Source organism: Roseibium sediminicola (assembly GCF_023156505.1).
Lineage (GTDB): Bacteria > Pseudomonadota > Alphaproteobacteria > Rhizobiales > Stappiaceae > Roseibium > Roseibium sediminicola.
Genome location: NZ_JALNMJ010000009.1, coordinates 1 through 17273, shown reverse-complemented (window position 1 = coordinate 17273; position 17273 = coordinate 1). Strand labels below are relative to the sequence as shown.

Below are 17273 nucleotides of genomic sequence, written 5' to 3'. Positions count from 1 at the left end.
GCGCGATGTTTCGTACTTATTTCGCGTCTCTCTTCAGACCCGCGCCGATCATCATCCTGCTGCTGCTAATCCTGTTCGCGGTCTGCGTAGTCCTGTTTGCGGACCTTCTCACAATCAACGGCGTCACGCCGTTTGAGGAGCTGACGATCCGCCTGCTGGTCGGTCTCACACCGATCGTTCTGTTCTTCGTCTTCACCTTCCTGCGACATGTCTTGACCCGCCGGGCCAATGCCAAGCTGATCAATTCGATGCTGGCCAATGACGAGCTGGTCTCCATGGGCGGCGACATGTCGGCGGACGAGGTCGAGCTGATCCGCGAACGCTTCGAAGGCGCGCTGAAGACCCTGCGCGACAACCCGGTCGAAGGCAAGGGCTCGAAGAATTACCTGTTCGAACTGCCCTGGTACATCATCATCGGCCCGCCCGGCACCGGCAAGACCACGATCCTGCGAAATTCCGGACTGGACTTTCCGCTGGCCGAAGGCGGCCACGAGGCCATTCAGGGCGTTGGCGGCACGCGCAATTGCGACTGGTGGATTTCCAACGAAGCCGTTCTGATCGACACCGCCGGGCGCTACACCACCCAGGATGTCAACCAGGGCATCGATTCCGCCGCCTGGAGCGGTTTCCTTGAACTGTTGTTGAAACACCGGCAGCGCCGGCCGATCAACGGGGTCCTGTTAGCGGTCAGCATCGAAGAGGTCGCGCTGGCGAGCGAAGCGGAGCGCAAGCGCCAGGCGGAAATCCTGCGTCAGCGGCTGCGCGAGTTGCACCGGGCCTTCGGCCTGCGTCTGCCGGTCTATCTGATGTTCACCAAATGCGACCTGATCGCCGGTTTCGACGAATATTTCGACACTTTGCGCGAGGCCGAGCGCCAGCAGGTCTGGGGCGTCACCTTCCCCTTTGACGCGCAGCAGGTCACCGTTGGCCCGACCTTCGAGGCCGGCTTTGTCGATCTGGTCGCCCGCGTGGAACGGCATCTGCCGGAAAAACTCGCCGAAGAACGCAACAACGGCCGGCGCTGCCGCATCTTCGGTTTCCCGCATGAATTCGGCAGCCTCGGCAATGTGCTGCGCGATTTCCTGACGGATGTGTTCCGCTCGACCCGTTACGAGGCACAGCCGCTGCTGCGCGGTGTCTATTTCACCTCCGGAACGCAGGAAGGCACGCCTTTCGACCGTCTGCTTGGCGCTATGGGCCGCAGTTTCTCGCTCGCGGCCAGCCAGCAGCCCGCGCTCAGCGGCCAGTCGAAGGCCTATTTCATCAAGAAGCTTTTGACGGATATCGTCTTTCCGGAGCAGAACCTTGTTGGCAAGAACCGGCGGCTGGAACGCCGCCTGGCGGCGCTCTATGGCGGCGCCCTCGCCGCGCTGATCGCCGCGGTTCTGGGATTGATGGTCTTCTGGTGGGCCGGTTACAGCCATGCGGTCTATGTCGCCGAGCAGACGACGAAAAACGCCGACAATGTACGGCTTCTCAAGACCGAGGCCGACCGCAACCGGTCACTGGTGAACCTGTTGCCGACCCTTGATGCCGCGCAGAAAATGCGCGATGACATCACCAAGGAAACCAACTGGCTGTCGACACCGTTCCTGTTCGGCCTCAACGCGCAGGAAGTGCTCTATCCGCCCGCGAACCGAACCTATGACCAACTCCTGACGCAATATCTTTTGCCGTCGATCCAATCCAAGCTCGAAGCCCAGATCCAGCTGATCTCGACCGCCTCCACCAGCGACAATTCGCTGCTCCGCGAACAGCTCGAGACCTATCTGATGCTGACCACCGGGCAGAATTACAGCGCCAGCAAGGTGCGCGCCGCGCTGCGGGCACAAAACGAATCCGCCTTCGTGCTCAATCCCGAAGACCGGGCGCATATGCAGGCGCACATGGACAACCTGATCGGCCTGCTGCCGATCAAGAGCGCTCTGGCGCCGTCCGAGTTGCCGATCCTGCAGCAGGCGCGCAACCGGATCCAAAACGCGCCTCAGGCCCAGGACATCTACAACCGCATGGTCCAGGACGCCGCGCAGCGTTATCAGCTGCCGCCGATCAACATCGTGCGCACGCTCGGCTCGACCACGCTTTACGTCGACACCGCCACGGCCGGCGGCCGATCGATCATTCCGGGGCTCTATACCAAGAACGGCTTCTACAGTTTCTTCCTGGAACGCCTGCCCGAATACATCCGCGATTCCATGGGCAGTGACTGGGTGATGGGCAATTCCGTAAACCGGACCACCTACAACCAGGTCGCCAACAAGATCGTCAAGCTCTATACCGACGACTACATCAAGAACTGGCAGCAGGGCACGGCCCATATCCAGGTGGTCGAAATCGGTTCCCTCGGCCGCGCGCAAACCGTGCTGGAACAGCTCAGCGCGCCGAATTCGCCGCTCACCAACATCCTGAACATCTTGCGCGACAACACCCAGTTGCCGCTGCCGGGCGACCAGCCAAGCCAGGCGGCCCAGGCCGGCGCGGCCGCCGCCAATGCGGCCAGCGGCGCGGCGGGCGCCGCCGGCGCCCAGGCGGCCGGACCGGTGAGCGGGCTGGTGGCCTCCGCGCAGCAGGCCTCCGCAAAGGCGGCCGTGGAAGCCGCCTTCGGCGACAGCCCGTGGCCGGGTGTCGCCATCGAGGACGCCTTCCGGCCGATGAACGCCCTCGTCGATCCCAACAGCCCGAATTCCCTCGACAAGGTGCAGCAGCTGTTCGGCGATCTCTACGGCAACATTGCCGGGATCAACTCTGCACCCGACCCCAACAAGGCTGCGTTCGATGCCGTCAAGAAGCGGGTGGAGAACCCGCAAAGCGACAGTTTCTCCGCCCTGCAGGCCGAAGCCGCCACCAAACCGGAACCCGTGCGGTCGCTGGTGCTGTCGATCGTCACCAATACGCGCGGCCTGATGAACAAGTCGGCCTATGTGTTCATCAACCGGACCTGGCAGAACGAGATCGTTCCGGCCTGCACCAGCATCATGGCGCAGCGCTATCCGTTCTTCCAGGAGTCGGAAGACGACATCGCCCTGCAGGATTTCACCGACCTGCTCGGCCCGGCCGGCGTTGTCGACAAGTTCTTCAGCGACTATGTCTCGCCCTTCGTCAATGTGCGCGGACGGCAGCTGGTCGAGATCGACAACCAGGGCTCCAATCTCGGCCTGTCACAGGAAGGTCTGGCACAGCTGGCGACGGCGCAGACCATCCGCGACGCCTTCTTTCCGAAAGGCGCATCGAGCCCGGCGGCCAAATTCACCATCCGGCCGACACTGCTTGATCCGGGCGCGCTGAAATCGACCCTGAAGATCGACGACACCACCATCACCTATCGCCACGGTCCGGTGCGGGGCACGGATTTCACCTGGCCCAGCCAGGCCGACGGCAGCAGCGCTGAACTCTCGATCACGCTGCTGGACAAGTCGTCCAGCACGGAAAAGACCTCCGGCACCTGGGCAATCTTCCGGCTTTTGACCAAGTCCGGCCTGTCGGCGGTGCGCGGGCGGGACCAGTTCGAGTTCGGCATCGCCAAGGACAAGACCAAGGCGAACTTTGCCTTGAATGCCGGCAGCGTGACCAATCCGTTCAACCTGGGTCTCTACACGGCCTTCCGCTGCCCGCCGTCCCTATAGGTCCCGGCCATGCAGACCGGCGGCTATTTCGGAAAGCGCCCCCTGGAGCGGGACTTTGTCTTCGAGGGCCTCGCCGCCGGCATGACCGATGCCTGGGCCGGACTGATGTCCGACTGGCTGGTGAGTGTGCAAACCGACCTGCCGCAGACCTGGCAGCAGCTTTATTTCGAAGCGCCCGCGTGGCGGTTTGCCATCGAACCGGGCCTGTTCGGGCCGACCGGCTGGTGCGGGCTCCTGTCCGCCTCCGCGGATGCGCTCGGCCGGTTCTTTCCGCTTTCGGTCCTCATTCCCATGGAGGGCACGGTCCATCATCTGTTGTTCAGGGCCGCCGTGGAAATCACGCTGGACACGCTTGAGGTCCAGACCATGGCCTTTATCGAAGGCAACATGCCGCGCGACGAATTCACGGACATCATCGCGCGGCAGGCGGCGACTCTCGCCAGGGTGCCCAACGGCTCTGGCGGGCGCCCGCCGATGCAGCTCGAGGACAGCGACCGGGCTTTGAGGATCAGCTTCGCACGTACCGACGGCGAGGCAATCATCGCCGACGACCCACGTGTCTGCCCCCTGGTGCAACACCCTGCGCCGGACCTGCCGCTCTCCTACTGGTGGCAAGACGGCGGCACGACGCGGCCGCCAGAGCTGTGTATCTGGAGAGGTCTGCCAAAGGGCCGGGAAACGGGCGGTTTCTTTTCCGGGGAATGGGAACGCTTCGGCTGGCAGCACGGCCAGATCGATCCGGACCTGATTTTACGATCCTAGAGAGCTGTCCCCAACTGATCGTTCTTCTTCCGGCCAAAGGAGCGCTAAGATGCCGTTGGATCGGTTATAACAAGATCGGTCGGCAAGGCCCTTTCAGAGAGAACACGCTTGGACACGCTCACCCCTTCCTCAACCGTTCCGCTGTTACGGGCCGAGGCCGTCACGCGCCAGGGGCCTCACCACCCGGTCAATCAGGACAGCCATTTCGCCGATCCGGCCTGCGGCCTGTTTACAGTGGCGGATGGCATGGGCGGACACCGGGACGGCGATCTCGCCAGCCGGACAACCGTCGAGGCGGTGTCGCGGCTGGCCGGTTTGCCGGCAAGCGGCCACGATATGCAGCTGATCGCGCTGGAATCGGCCGTCGCCCAAGTCAGCAGCGGTCTTTTTGCCGAGTATCTGGCCGCACCCGAACAGGACGTCTCCGGAACCACCAGTCTCAGCCTCGTCATCAGCGGTCCTTATGCCAGCTGTGTCTGGGCGGGAGACTCGCGTCTCTATCTGCTGCGCCAGCAGCATCTGTTCCTGATCTCGGAGGACCACGCGGATGCCGCTGGCCGGCTGACCTGCGCGGTCGGGATCGACGAGAGCATCGATTTCGGCCGGCGAACGCTGGAACGCATGCCCGGTGACGTGTTCATCCTGTGCACGGACGGATTGTTGAAGGGAATGGACGAGACCATGCTGGCCAATATGGCCGCCGAGGGCACTTACGGTCTGGCGGACAGGCTGATCGCGCGATCTGTCGCAGGTGGATCCAACGATGACATCACCGTCATCACAGTCTGGGCGGAGCCGCATGACCAAGCTCGCTGAAACCCGGGACATCGACGCCGGTGGCGAGAGGGACAACACCCTTGAGATCAAGGCCGGGACCGTTCTGAAGGACCGGTTCCTGCTGCTCAAGGAAATCGGCAGGGGCGGACTGTCCACTGTCTACAAGGCGCGCGACCTGGTGGCCGCCAAGGCAGGCCTTGCCGATCCGAATGTGGCCATCAAGATCATCCGGGCCGCCCACAATGTCGACCCGGATGTCATCGCGCTGATGCACCGGGAGGCCCGCCGCCTCAGGGACCTGGTTCATCCCAATATCGTGCGCGTCTACGACATGGACCGCCAGGGCGACATTCATTTCATGGTGATGGAGCTGCTGGAGGGCCAACCGTTGTCGCAGCTGTTGCGCAAGGCACCCGGCAAGCGCCTGCAGGCCGCCCAGCTCAACCGCCTGATCCAGGACCTGGCCACCGCGCTGACCCATGCCCATGGCCGCGGCATCATTCACGCGGACCTGAAACCGGGCAACGTGTTCGTTCTGAACAATGGCGGCGCCAAGCTGATCGACTTCAACATCGCCTATCCGATCGCGCGGCCAATCAAGACGCGCGAGGAGGACACGATCGTCATTCTCGCGCGCTTCGGCGCAGTGACCCCCGCCTATGCCTCGCCGCAAAGGATGACAGGCGCCGAGCCCTGCGAGGCGGATGACGTCTTTTCACTCAGCGTGATTGCCTACCTGGCTTACAGCGGCACGCGCCCCTACACGGCCAAGAACGCGCTGGAAGCCAGGAAAGAAGGTCAGAAGGCGGTCCGGCCAGAAGGCCTCACCTGGCTGCGCTGGCGGGCGCTCCGGGCCGGCCTCGCGCTGGACGATTTCGGCAGGACCGATTCGGCGAAACGCTTTGCGGAAGGGTTCTGTTCGCCCGGTCCGTTGACGCTGGCCAAACACATGGTCAGCGATTTTTTCAACGCTCAAGAAGAGCCTGCAGAGACGTCGCAAGCGGCGGCTCCTGCTCCCTCCAGCAACGATCCGTCCGAGAGCAAATCACCGGCGGACAGCCTCAAGGACAATCAGCCGTCCGAAGCCGGCAAATAGAAGGAATGCTGCTGACCGGTGGCCCAGCCGGCACGCACGACGGCGGAGACGCCGATCAGGTCCTGATCCTCGACGCTCATCCGCTTGACCTCAAAGACGACCTGACCCGCAAGCGCCGTGCTCAGGGCATTCAGGTTGCCCGCGACAGCGGCTTCCCGGTCCCCGGCGCTCTGGCCGCCCGTGATCGCACCGCCCAGGGCCTCCTGGAACAGGGAAAACAGGCGGGACACAAGCAAGGCCTGGTCGAGCGAACCGCGGCCTTCCTTGCCCGGCTTGACGGTGACGCCGCGCCGGAACACCAGGTCCGTACGATTGGCGACGCCTTCCAGAACGTTGATACCGCATTGCGCCAATGCCGGCGCCAGGCCGTGGCCCGCCAAATAACGTGTCGCGGTTGCCACGACCCGTCCCATGGATTTCGCCTCGGCCACTTCCAGGGCGTCGAAATCGACCGGCGTGCCCACCGGCAGGCGCGGAAACACTTCGGCGCCAAGCTGATGAAGGATCTGGGCAAGCGCGATCCAGGCTCCGGGCGCGAACAGGGCGGGATAACCCTCCCCCGGCGCCGTCAGCCGCGCTTCGTTCCAGAACAGGGCAACATGAGAGGCCTGATCGCTTTCACGCAGGCCCTGGAAGGTCTCGAAACCGGGCTGGTCGAGCAGCTGGTGCGCCGCTTCCATGCCTCCGAGCTGTTCGCCGGAGACGCTGGCAAAATCCGGTTTGAGATTGAGCAAACCGACCGTATCGGACTCCTCGCAATCGCCAGCCAGCCTCTTGACCCGCTCCGCTCCGGCCGAGCTGACCCCGGTCGGGTTGGCGAAGAGGACGATGTCATAGAGTTCGGCCTGCAGCGCGCCGGCCGGCCCGCCGAGCACGGCGGAGAGGCCATCCGGGTCCAGGTCGCTATCGAGTTGCAACAGATGCAGCTCCAGCGGCAGGCCGTTTTCCAGCTCGCTCAGCAGCAGTTTCAGGCTGTGCCAGTTCTGCAGCACCGTGTGCAGCTTGCCCTCTTCGAAGAAGAGGGCCGACTGGGCCGCTTTCAGTTCAGCCAGCGGAGACGAAGCGGTGGACGGTTCCGGCTTCGAGTAGGTGGCTTTTTCCTCGCGCAACGTGTTCTGGATGAACGCATTTACGGCGGCCTTTGCCTTGCTGCTGCTGTCCGACGGTTCGGATTTGTCCCCGGACATGTCGATCATGGAAAACAGCGAGTCCAGTCCGTCGGCGCCGCCTGCACCGGGTTTCGGCCCATCGGTGTCATAGTCCGGCAGCGGCTCCGAGGACTGTGAACCGCCCAATTCGGCGCTCAGATCCGGACCTGACGCTGCCCCCTTGCGCAAGGCCTCAATCGCCTTGTCATAAAGCTGGCCATGCGCTGCAAGGCTGTCCGGAGTGTCTCCGGCAGCCTCCAGGTCCTGGACGAATTTGAAGCGGCTCAGGATGTTTGCCGGCCGCAGATCCTTCAGGCTGGAAAAGGAGATCCGTTCTTCAAGCTGCGCGGGATGAGACCCGAGCAGATTGTCGGCTGTGACACTGAAGGTGGGGGCATTCGGCTGAAGAATTTCGGCTGTGTCCAACCCTGAGATGTTGAGCGCACCGTTTGAACCGGATAGGCCGAAGTCGCCGGCGATCAGGACCCTGAAGGGTGGGGGCGGCGAGACAGGCGTGGCCTGCGGGCCGTCCTTGCCAAGGCCAATGGAGAAACTCGCGATTCCGCCCTTGTGGTCGTCCTGCCCGCTCATGTCGGTTACCCCCGGTTGATTACGGTGAGGTTTGCCTCGATCGACAGGAACGCCAAGGTGGCCCTGTCGATGACGATCTTGCCATCCACTTCATAGCCGGTCTTCCGGTCGGCTGCGTGCCCCGCCACACCGAAGACCAGGGCGCTGCGCGTATTGACCGTCGCGATCCCGACCGGCGTAAGCGTCAGGTCGATGGTCAGCGGCTCGCCCGTGCACATGGTCTCCTGAGACCGGCCCAAATGGGTCGCGGAGGTGTTGCCTTCGGCATAGACCTGCGGCGACCGCGTTCTGAGATAGTCATAGACGCAGCTGCGCAGAGCATCAGGTTCCCGTTGAGCGGGTTTCCAGGTTGCCATTCATTCCTCACATTCAAACGACTGGCGTCAGGATTGCCGGTCTTTGCCCCTCACGGACGGACAGGCGCCTCGCCCATCCGTCCGGCTTGTTATTTGTGCGGCTTACGCGGACCCGTCGCTGATCTGGAACACGATCCCGGAAGCGGTTTTTGTCCGGTGGGCGATGTTCTGGTTGCTGGAGGTCACCGGGTTCATCTGTTCGCCGTTGGACACGGCCCCGAGAACCACCGGACGATCCGGATCGCCCTGAAGGAAACCGATCACAACTTCCGTACCCTTGAGCAGCGTGGAATGGGACCCGTAGCCGTCGCCACCGCCATAGGGCTCCATCTTGCGCACTTCGTGGCTGGCCTTGCCGTTCAGGAGCCCGCTTTCCTCGTCCAGGAACCGGACCTTGTAACGGCCGTAATCGTCAAGTTCGGCGCGGCTGCCATCCGATTCCCCGTCGATAAAGGCGGTCATGTAACCGGCGATCACCGGCTTTGGCGTCACCACCGGAGGACGGTAGCCCTTCTCGAAAGGCACGCAGACAAAGCGGTTGGTGTAGGGAACCGGTTCCATGTTGGAGGAACTGAAGCCGATCGGCGTCGAGACGGTGCAGACATGTTCAACAGAGATGACGATGTAAAGCCCGTCCAGATCGGAGATCGGGTGGTCCTTGAGACGGAAGAACAGACCCGGGCGCAGATTGGGGATGTTGCATTCGCCGACAAATTGCACACGCTGGCCTTCGACCTGGTCGACCCGGCGCTTGGCAATGAACTGCCCGTCCGACACCGTCGGATAGTTTTCCCCGTAGAGCGTCGTCACGCCCTGACCGGTGAACGAGGCGTTTTCCGAAACCGACAGCGACACTTTGGGTGTCTCTTCATTGTATTCGCGCAGGTCGATGGTGCCGCTCTGGGTCTCGTAGACCGCATTGAAAGACCAGACACCGAAGGAATCCGTGCCCATCACCTGGTTCTTGCTGCGATAAGGCAGTTCGTCGGTGATCTGGCTGCCGCTCAGCTTGGTGAAATGTTCCTTGCGGTCGCCAAAAATGACCTTTTCACGATCGCCTGAATGATCGAAGGCGAAATAGATGCCGAAGCGCTCGCACATGCGGCAGATGAAATTCAGATCGGTTTCGCGGTACTGGAACACAAAGTCGAGTGTCGGATAGTCGGAGGCCGAGACCAGCAGGTCGGACTGGATCTGGCGGGCGACCCTGCTCGACCCGGTGCTGGATCCGGACTTGTTGGCGTCCGACAGCTCGTTCTGAATGATGTCGACGACCGTGACGTCCTTGTCGGTCCCGTACACCTGGTTCTGCGCGCTGTGGCGCAACATGGCCAGTTCCGGCTCGAGCACCACGGAATAGCTGAATTCCCTGTTGGGCGTCGGATCATTGGTGCGCGCGGCACCAACCACACCGGCAATGGCCATCTTCTCGCCAGCCCGTTCCAAAGTCAGGCGCGCGGTTTTGCCGAGCAGTTTTTCAAGATCGATCGGCTTCTTGGACAGCAAGGACACATCGAAGCGATAAGTCTCGCCCAAGGCCTCCCGGCCGGCCAGGCTTTCCACATAGATCTCTTCACCGGGATCGCCCGGCAGCTTGATCGACATGTGGCCGTAAGATGATTCAGCGCTCATTGAGAATTCCTCCTGGGCTGGACGGACCGGACTGCTGCGGACAGTCTAACAAGTCTTGCCTGACTTGTGTGACGTCATGGCAAAAGAAGCCTCCGGACTTCCTGATATCAAAAAACTGGGTGAGGAGAGCCGCCCGGTCAATTCTCCAAGTTCTTCACATCGCGCTTTTTTTCGGCCGTTGTCGAAGCGAATTTATCGCAAAAACCAGCCAAATAGGCCCGAATCGACCGAACACGCCCAGGACAGCCGCAGATTTTGTGACGCATATCACACGTTCCGCGTGGAGGTTTTCTCACAGTCTCCAAGAAACCGTGCAGCTTTCTGCACAGTGTCATAAATAAACAAATTATGAATTAACCAAGCAACTGCCTGCACATATTGACGATTCAAGACAACACCTGGTTTGGCACGGTGTTTGCTGATTTACCTGCAGTCGGCAACGACCCCGCCGGCGGGACAGAAATCAGAAACGTTTTGAGTGAGGCTCTCATGTCCAACATTGCATATGTCACCATCAAAGGTTCGACCCAGGGCGAGATCACGTCCGACGCCACCACCGCCGACAGCATCGGCAACCTGTGGCAGGAAGGCCATGAGGGCGAGTCCCTGGTCTATCACTTCGAACAGAACGCCGTTGTGCCGCGCGATCCGCAGTCCGGTTCCATCATCGCCACCCGCCGCCACATGCCGACCACCTTCATGAAACCGGTCGACAAGGCCACCCCGCTGCTGTGGCAGGCGCTCGCCACCGGTGAAGCCCTGGAAATCGAAGTCCAGTTCTGGCGCACCTCCACCACCGGCGTTCAGGAACATTATTTCACGATCAAGTTCGAAGACGCCGTCCTGGTCGAAGGCAAGACGATCCTGCCGGATGTGAATGACGAAGCCAACGCCTCCCGCGGCGACACCGACAGATGGTCCTTCACCTTCCGTAAGGCCATCTGGACCCACGAAGTCGCCGGCACCAACGCTTCCGACGACTACCGCAAGCCGGTCACCTGATCGTTGCAAGGCTGTTGAAACGCGAACCGTTCCGGGCTCCCCGGGGCGGTTCGTTTTTGTTTTATCAATGTTTTTCGGGCAAATGAAAGTCCGGGACAAAACAGCAAACCTGCCATGAAACCGGTTTAAGGCCGGCATGCCGGGCACATAATTCAAGCCATGGGGTGGCCTCTTGATTGACCTCGATCTCCGCCGTTTGATCGGCAGACTGAACACTTACTCGCGCAGGTCATTGGAGGGCGCCGCGGGGCTGGCGGTCACAAGGGGACATTTCGAGGTCACGATCGAACATCTGCTGCATGTCTTTGCCGAAGACAGCCAGCACGACCTCCAGAGCGCCTGCCGTCAATTCGAGATCGATCCGGCCCCCCTCAAGAAAGCGCTCGATTCAACGCTGGAAAGCCTCAAGCGCGGCAACCAGGGCCGGCCCGCCTTTTCGCCGCTGCTGATCGAATGGATTTCGGATGCCTGGCTGGTGAGCTCCATCGAGCTGGACCTCGACCAGGTTCGCTCCGGCAGCCTGCTGGCGACCATTTTCGCCAAGCCCAACCGCTTCGGCGACGACCGCTGGCTCAGCCTTCTCGACGCCATGTCCTTTGTCGAATTGAAAAAGAACTTCAAGGACATCATCGCCCAGTCCGAGGAAACAACGGCGGGTCATACCACCCGCGCGACCGCTGCCGGAGAGACCCCGGCGGAAGGCCGCTCGGTCGCCCCCGGCATGGACCCGGACAGCGCGCTGGCGCGCTTTTGCACCAACTTCACCCAGCTTGCCCGCGACGGCAAGATCGACCAGGTGTTCTGCCGGGACCGCGAGATCCAGCAGATGATCGACGTGCTCGGACGCCGCCGCAAGAACAACCCGATCTGCGTCGGCGAGGCGGGGGTCGGCAAGACCGCCGTCGTCGAGGGCCTCGCCCGCAAGATCGCCGAAAACGACGTTCCGGACCTCTTGAAGAATGTCGAGCTGATCGGGCTCGATCTCGGCATGCTGCAGGCAGGCGCCGGGGTAAAGGGCGAATTTGAAAACCGGCTGAAAGGCATCATCGACGAGGTCAAGGGCTCGGCCAAGCCGATCATCCTGTTCATCGACGAAGCGCACATGCTGATCGGCGCCGGAGGCTCCGCCGGCGGCGGAGACGCGGCCAACCTCCTGAAGCCCGCGCTCGCCCGGGGCGAACTGCGCACCATCGCGGCGACCACCTGGAGCGAATACAAGAAATACATCGAGAAGGACCCTGCCCTGGAGCGCCGCTTCCAGCTGATCAAGCTTGACGAACCGAGTCCGGAGCAGGCGATCACCATCATGCGCGGCCTGCGCGGCGCCTATGAGAAGAACCACGGCGTCTATATCCGCGACAACGCCGTCGTGGCGGCCGCCAAGCTGTCGGCGCGCTATATTTCCGGCCGCCAGCTGCCGGACAAGGCGGTCGACGTGCTCGACACCGCCTGTGCCCGGGTCAAGCTGTCCCTGTCCTCCAAGCCTTTCGTGATCGAGCTGAAGGAAAAGCGCCTTGGCGAACTCCAGCGCGCGCTCGACTCGCTCCAGCGGGACCACAAGGCGGACTTCTCGTCCAGGGACCTTGAAGTCTCCGAAATCGAGCAGGAAGTCGCGAGTGAGGAAGCCGCCATTGCCGAGCTCACCGACCGCTGGACCCGGGAAAAGGCGCTGGTCGACCAGCTTCTGCAGATCCGCCACGAACTCGGCCTGAGCCTGGAAAGCGACACCCCACCCGAAGACGGCAAAGCCACTGCGGAAAACGGTGAAGCCGAGGCGGCGGAAGACGCCGCACCGATCAGCCCGGAAGACTATGCCAAGATCGCGGCCGACCTGAAGGCGGTTCAGAACGGCGATCCGCTGATCTCCTTCGAGGTTACCGAAGAGGCCATCGGTCAGGTCATCTCCGACTGGACCGGCGTGCCGCTTGGCCGGATGGTGCAGGACGACGCGGACAGCATTCTGTCGCTCGGCAGCAAACTGAAAGCCCGGGTGATCGGCCAGGATCATGCCATCGATGCTGTCGACCAGGCGCTGCGCACCGCCAAGGCCGGTGTCCAGAACCCGGACGCGCCGATGGGCGTGTTCCTGTTTGTCGGCCCATCCGGCGTCGGCAAGACCGAACTGGCAACGGCAATCGCCGACCAGCTGTTCGGCGGCGAACGTTTCCTGATCTCGATCAACATGTCCGAGTTCCAGGAAAAGCACACGGTCTCCAAGCTCGTCGGCTCGCCTCCCGGTTATGTCGGCTACGGCGAAGGCGGCGTTCTGACGGAAGCCGTGCGCCAGCGCCCCTATTCGGTCGTGCTGCTGGACGAGGTGGAAAAGGCCGATCTGGAGGTCATGAACCTGTTCTACCAGGTGTTCGACAAGGGCGTATTGTCTGACGGCGAAGGCCGCCAGATCGATTTCAAGAACACCATCGTTGTCCTGACCAGCAACCTGGCCACCGACGTCCTCACCGAAATGGGCAGCCTGCCGGAACAGCCCAGAACGAACGAGATGATCGCGGGCTGCCGGCCGATCCTGAGCGCGCATTTCAAACCGGCGCTGCTGGCCCGCATGGAGATCGTGCCGTTCTATCCGCTGATCGGATCGCCGCTGGAGAAGATCGTCCGGCTGAAGCTGAACAAGATCGGCAAACGCCTGCGCGAAAACCAGAAACTGGAGCTGGTCTATACCGACGACGTGGTCACATCGATTGCCGCGCGCTGCACCGAGGTGGAGACCGGCGCGCGCAACATCGATCACATCATCAACCGCACGGTTCTGCCGGAGCTCTCGACGGAACTCTTGACACGGATGGGCGCGGAAGAAGCCGACTTCACAAAGGTGGAAATCGGGATGGGAGAAGGCGGCGCTTTCAGCTACGCTCTGTCCTGACCAGACCCAGGCGCGATCGGAAGAGGACAGGCCGGCGATCCGGCCGTCTTCCGGGTAATGCCCACAAAAGACGGTGGCGAACGCTATGATTTTGGGCGACTTGATTGAACTGACGAGTGCCATCACGGCCGGGGTCAAGGTTGAAACGGTCATGGACCAGGTGGTCGAGGCCGCCCTCAACCTGACCGGCGCCGAAGAAGCCTCCATATTCATGCTGGATACGTTCGGGCAAACGCTGCACCGCGCCTGCTCCCGCCACCGCGGCTATATCAAGGCCATGCCGACCGGCAAGCAGGTGGTGCTTTACGGCGCCGACATGATGCCGAACCTGAAAGAGCCGGCGGCCTTTGTCGTATCCACGGGCACAACGCTGAACCTGGACGATATCGACAAGGTCATCGGGTACGATTTCGACCGGATCCGGGAGGAGGACAAGCTCGGCGGCCTGACCACCAGGGCACTGATCATCCTGCCGTTGACCATCCAGTCCAACCGCACGATCGGCATCCTGCAGGTGATCAATCCCGGCGCGTCCCAGAAAGCGGTCGCCGCCTTGAGCGAGCAGTCGCTGAAGGAGTTGCAGAGCCTGGCCGGACTGGCCGCGCTTTACATGTGGAACGCGCGCCTGCTGGAAGACAACACCAGATTGAAGCGCCAGTTCGACCGGCACCTGGCGGAATTGCCCAAGCAGACCCACAAGGCGCCACCGAAAAAGGTCGCTGAGCCGCAGAGGCCGAAGGGCCTGATCGGCGAAAGCCCGCCGATCGAACATGCCATCAAGCTGGTCGGCAAGGCCGCCTGGTCGACCGTGCCCATCCTTGTGCGGGGCGAGACCGGAACCGGCAAGGAAATGATGGCCGCGTTCGTCCACATGTCGAGCGACCGGGTCAACAAACCCTTTGTCGTCCAGAACTGCGCCGCCCTGCCGGAAGCGCTTCTGGAGAGCGAGCTGTTCGGTCATGTGAAAGGCGCCTTCACCGGCGCCAGCACCACCAAGCTCGGCCTGGCCCATGAGGCCAATGGCGGCACACTGTTTCTCGACGAGATCGGCGACATGCCGCTGGCCTTGCAGGCCAAGGTGCTGCGCCTTCTGCAGGAAGGCGAGGTCCGCCGGGTCGGCTCGACCAAGACCGAGAAGGTCGATGTGCGCATCGTCGGTGCCACCAATATCAACCTGGAAGAAAAGATCGCCGCCGGCGAGTTCCGCCAGGACCTGTTTTACCGGCTGAATGTTTTTCCGATCAATCTGCCGCCGCTGCGCGAACGGCCGTCGGACATTCCCCTGCTGATCGACTTCTTTCTGCGGGCGGCGGCGGAAAAGTCCGGCCAGCAGGTCCCGGTGCTGTCGTCCGACGCGCTTGATGCGCTGATGTGCTGGGGCTACCCGGGCAATGTCCGGGAGCTGAAGAACATTCTCGACCGCGCCCGCCTGATGGCCGAGGACGGTTATCCGATCGAACTGTCGCACCTGCCGCCCGAACTGGCCGGCGCGCAGCACGATGCGGGCAACCGCATGCCCGCCCTGATCCCCGAAGGCGATCTGAAGACCATTGTCGGTCAGTATGAGGCGATGGTCATCGAGGCAAAAATGCGCGAGACGAACTGGAACAAAACAAACGCAGCGCGCATACTGAATGTTAGTCGCCGGACCATTATAGATAAACTCAACCGGTACAACATTACACGGCCCGATGGTCTGGAACGCTCCTGAACGTGTCCGGGGCTGACAAGGCCGTTGGCTGAGGAATACGGGGCCCCGCAGATTTGTCGATCGACACGTCCTCTCCCGCGCATGCGCTGATCGCCGACTTCGTGTCCGGACGGCTGTCCTACGACAAGCTGTCCAAGGAACTGCGCGCGTCGGCCCAGCAGTCCGCGGAGGCGGCCAGGGCGGCGCGGCGGACCATTCGGGCCATCGTCGAAGAAGGCCGCCTGCCGCCGGATCTGGGCCAGATCCTGCTGGGTCAGTTGCCGGCCGCCGCTGCTGGCGAAGACGACATGACCGACCCGGACCCGACCGAGCCTGGCCGGTTGTCGGCTTCCGGTCCTGCCGACACGGACGCGGACGACCTCGACGAACCAACGCTACCTCATGCCCTCGAACCCAGCTGGGGAGGAGACAGCGCCGAGGCGGTTGCCGCTACGGCCGCAACGCCGCCGCCGGCAGCGCCTCATTTGCCACCCTTGCCTTTTTTCGACCCTCCTGCAATTGACGCCAGTGACGAGACCCAGGGCAAGGTCGACGATGCCATCCTGTCGTCGCTGGTCTCCGGCTATACTGACTACCGCAGCCGCCGGACGGCCTCCGAGGAGGCCCCGCCGAGCGACGCGGACAGCGGCAAGCTGGACAAGTTCCTGACCGATTTCAAAAGCGCCCGCTTCCGCTCCGATGCGCGCAAGGTGGCCGGCGGCGGTCAACGGGACGGGTTCGATCTCAACAAGCTGGCAACGCCCCAGCACAAACGCGCCGGGGTCGGCTCGATCCTGCGCGACCGGTTCATTCTGGATACGGAGATCGGCCGGGGCGGCATGGGCTATGTTTACTCCGCCGTCGACCGGCGGCGCCTCGAAGCCGGTCACGACCAGCCCTATGTGGCGGTCAAGCTGCTGAACGAAAGCTTCCAGAACGATTCGGAAGCCCTGCGTCTGCTCGAGGCCGAGGCGCGCAAGTCGCAGACGCTCGCCCATCCGAACATCACCACCGTCTATGATTTCGACCGGGACAAGGCGGATGTGTTCATCGTCATGGAACTGCTCAGGGGCGTCGGCCTCGACCGGAAACTGGGTATGTCCATGGGCCAGCCCCTGTCGCCCGGAGAATGCGCGCGCGTTTTGAAAGGCACCTGCGCCGGTCTGGCCTATGCCCATAGCCGCGGCGTGGTGCATTCGGACCTGAAGCCGGGCAACATCTATCTCCTGTCCGACGGCACCATCAAGCTCCTGGATTTCGGCCTGGCCGCGGCGGCCAGCGCCAGCGCCAATCACCCGATCCAGGACAGCCTGACGGCGGCTTATGCCAGCCCGGAGCAGTTCCAGCGCGCCGAACGCGACCCGCGTGACGATGTCTTCGCCCTCGGCCTAATCGCCTATCAGGTCCTCACCGGCCGGCATCCGTTCCAGTCGCAGCCGATCGACCAGGCCGCCCGCGACGGCCTCAAGCCGGAACCGATCGAGGGGCTCGATCCGCAGGCCTGGGACACGATCAGAAAGGCACTCGACTTCGACCGCGCCCAGCGCCTCGGTGACGTCAATGCCTTCCTGGCCGGCTTGTTCGAGGAACAGGGCTAGCCCGCATTTCTCACAGTGTTGTCGCTTGATGGGTTTCCGTCGGGCAGTTTTCTGATTGTGTCGGGTTACCGGTTTCAGGCCGAGCGGTGCCGCCGCCGCGTTTTGCGGCGGTCGGTT

At 62.6% G+C, this 17273-nt stretch carries 11 protein-coding genes; 8 read left to right on the top strand and 3 right to left on the bottom strand.

Going from position 1 to position 17273, the window contains the following annotated elements; translation table 11 throughout:
* Positions 1–5 precede the first annotated feature (5 nt).
* The 4 genes from tssM to M0H32_RS13925 all read left to right on the top strand — a co-directional run bounded on the left by tssM (position 6) and on the right by M0H32_RS13925 (position 6258).
* Positions 6–3623 (top strand): type VI secretion system membrane subunit TssM, encoded by a 3618-nt coding sequence (tssM, locus tag M0H32_RS13940; RefSeq protein ID WP_248154975.1) that lies wholly within the window; start codon positions 6–8, stop codon positions 3621–3623.
* A 9-nt stretch (positions 3624–3632) separates the two neighbouring features.
* On the top strand, positions 3633–4385 hold the full coding sequence (tagF, locus tag M0H32_RS13935; protein WP_248154973.1) for a type VI secretion system-associated protein TagF: 753 nt from the start codon (positions 3633–3635) through the stop codon (positions 4383–4385).
* Between the two features lie 108 nt (positions 4386–4493).
* Complete coding sequence (locus tag M0H32_RS13930; protein ID WP_248154971.1) at positions 4494–5201, top strand: PP2C family protein-serine/threonine phosphatase; 708 nt, start codon at positions 4494–4496, stop codon at positions 5199–5201.
* The gene (locus M0H32_RS13925; protein ID WP_248154969.1) at positions 5185–6258 is read left to right on the top strand and encodes a serine/threonine-protein kinase; all 1074 of its coding nucleotides are present in this window, start codon (positions 5185–5187) and stop codon (positions 6256–6258) included. The genes M0H32_RS13930 and M0H32_RS13925 overlap by 17 nt, the downstream gene beginning before the upstream one ends.
* Here the strand turns inward: M0H32_RS13925 and M0H32_RS13920 are convergent.
* The 3 genes from M0H32_RS13920 to M0H32_RS13910 form a co-directional block, all read right to left on the bottom strand.
* Positions 6234–7997 carry a hypothetical protein gene (locus M0H32_RS13920; protein ID WP_248154967.1) on the bottom strand — a complete coding sequence of 588 codons (1764 nt, stop codon included), beginning with the start codon at positions 7995–7997 and terminating at the stop codon, positions 6234–6236. The genes M0H32_RS13925 and M0H32_RS13920 overlap by 25 nt on opposite strands.
* A gap of 5 nt (positions 7998–8002) precedes the next feature.
* Positions 8003–8353, bottom strand: a complete 351-nt coding sequence (locus M0H32_RS13915) for a hypothetical protein (protein ID WP_248154965.1) — start codon at positions 8351–8353, stop codon at positions 8003–8005.
* Between the two features lie 102 nt (positions 8354–8455).
* Positions 8456–9985, bottom strand: a complete 1530-nt coding sequence (locus M0H32_RS13910) for a type VI secretion system Vgr family protein (RefSeq protein ID WP_248154963.1) — start codon at positions 9983–9985, stop codon at positions 8456–8458.
* Positions 9986–10474: 489 nt separating this feature from the next.
* Here M0H32_RS13910 and M0H32_RS13905 point away from each other — a divergent pair, with 489 nt between their 5' ends.
* From M0H32_RS13905 to M0H32_RS13890, 4 genes are all read left to right on the top strand, one after another.
* Positions 10475–10987: an Hcp family type VI secretion system effector gene (locus M0H32_RS13905; RefSeq protein ID WP_248154961.1), complete on the top strand. Its 513-nt coding sequence runs from the start codon at positions 10475–10477 to the stop codon at positions 10985–10987.
* 172 nt (positions 10988–11159) lie between these two features.
* Positions 11160–13868 (top strand): type VI secretion system ATPase TssH, encoded by a 2709-nt coding sequence (gene tssH / locus M0H32_RS13900; protein WP_248154959.1) that lies wholly within the window; start codon positions 11160–11162, stop codon positions 13866–13868.
* Positions 13869–13953: 85 nt separating this feature from the next.
* On the top strand, positions 13954–15579 hold the full coding sequence (locus M0H32_RS13895; protein WP_248154957.1) for a sigma-54-dependent Fis family transcriptional regulator: 1626 nt from the start codon (positions 13954–13956) through the stop codon (positions 15577–15579).
* Between the two features lie 53 nt (positions 15580–15632).
* Entirely contained in the window at positions 15633–17156 is a 1524-nt protein-coding gene (locus M0H32_RS13890; protein WP_248154955.1) for a serine/threonine-protein kinase, read from the top strand.
* Positions 17157–17273: the final 117 nt, after the last annotated feature.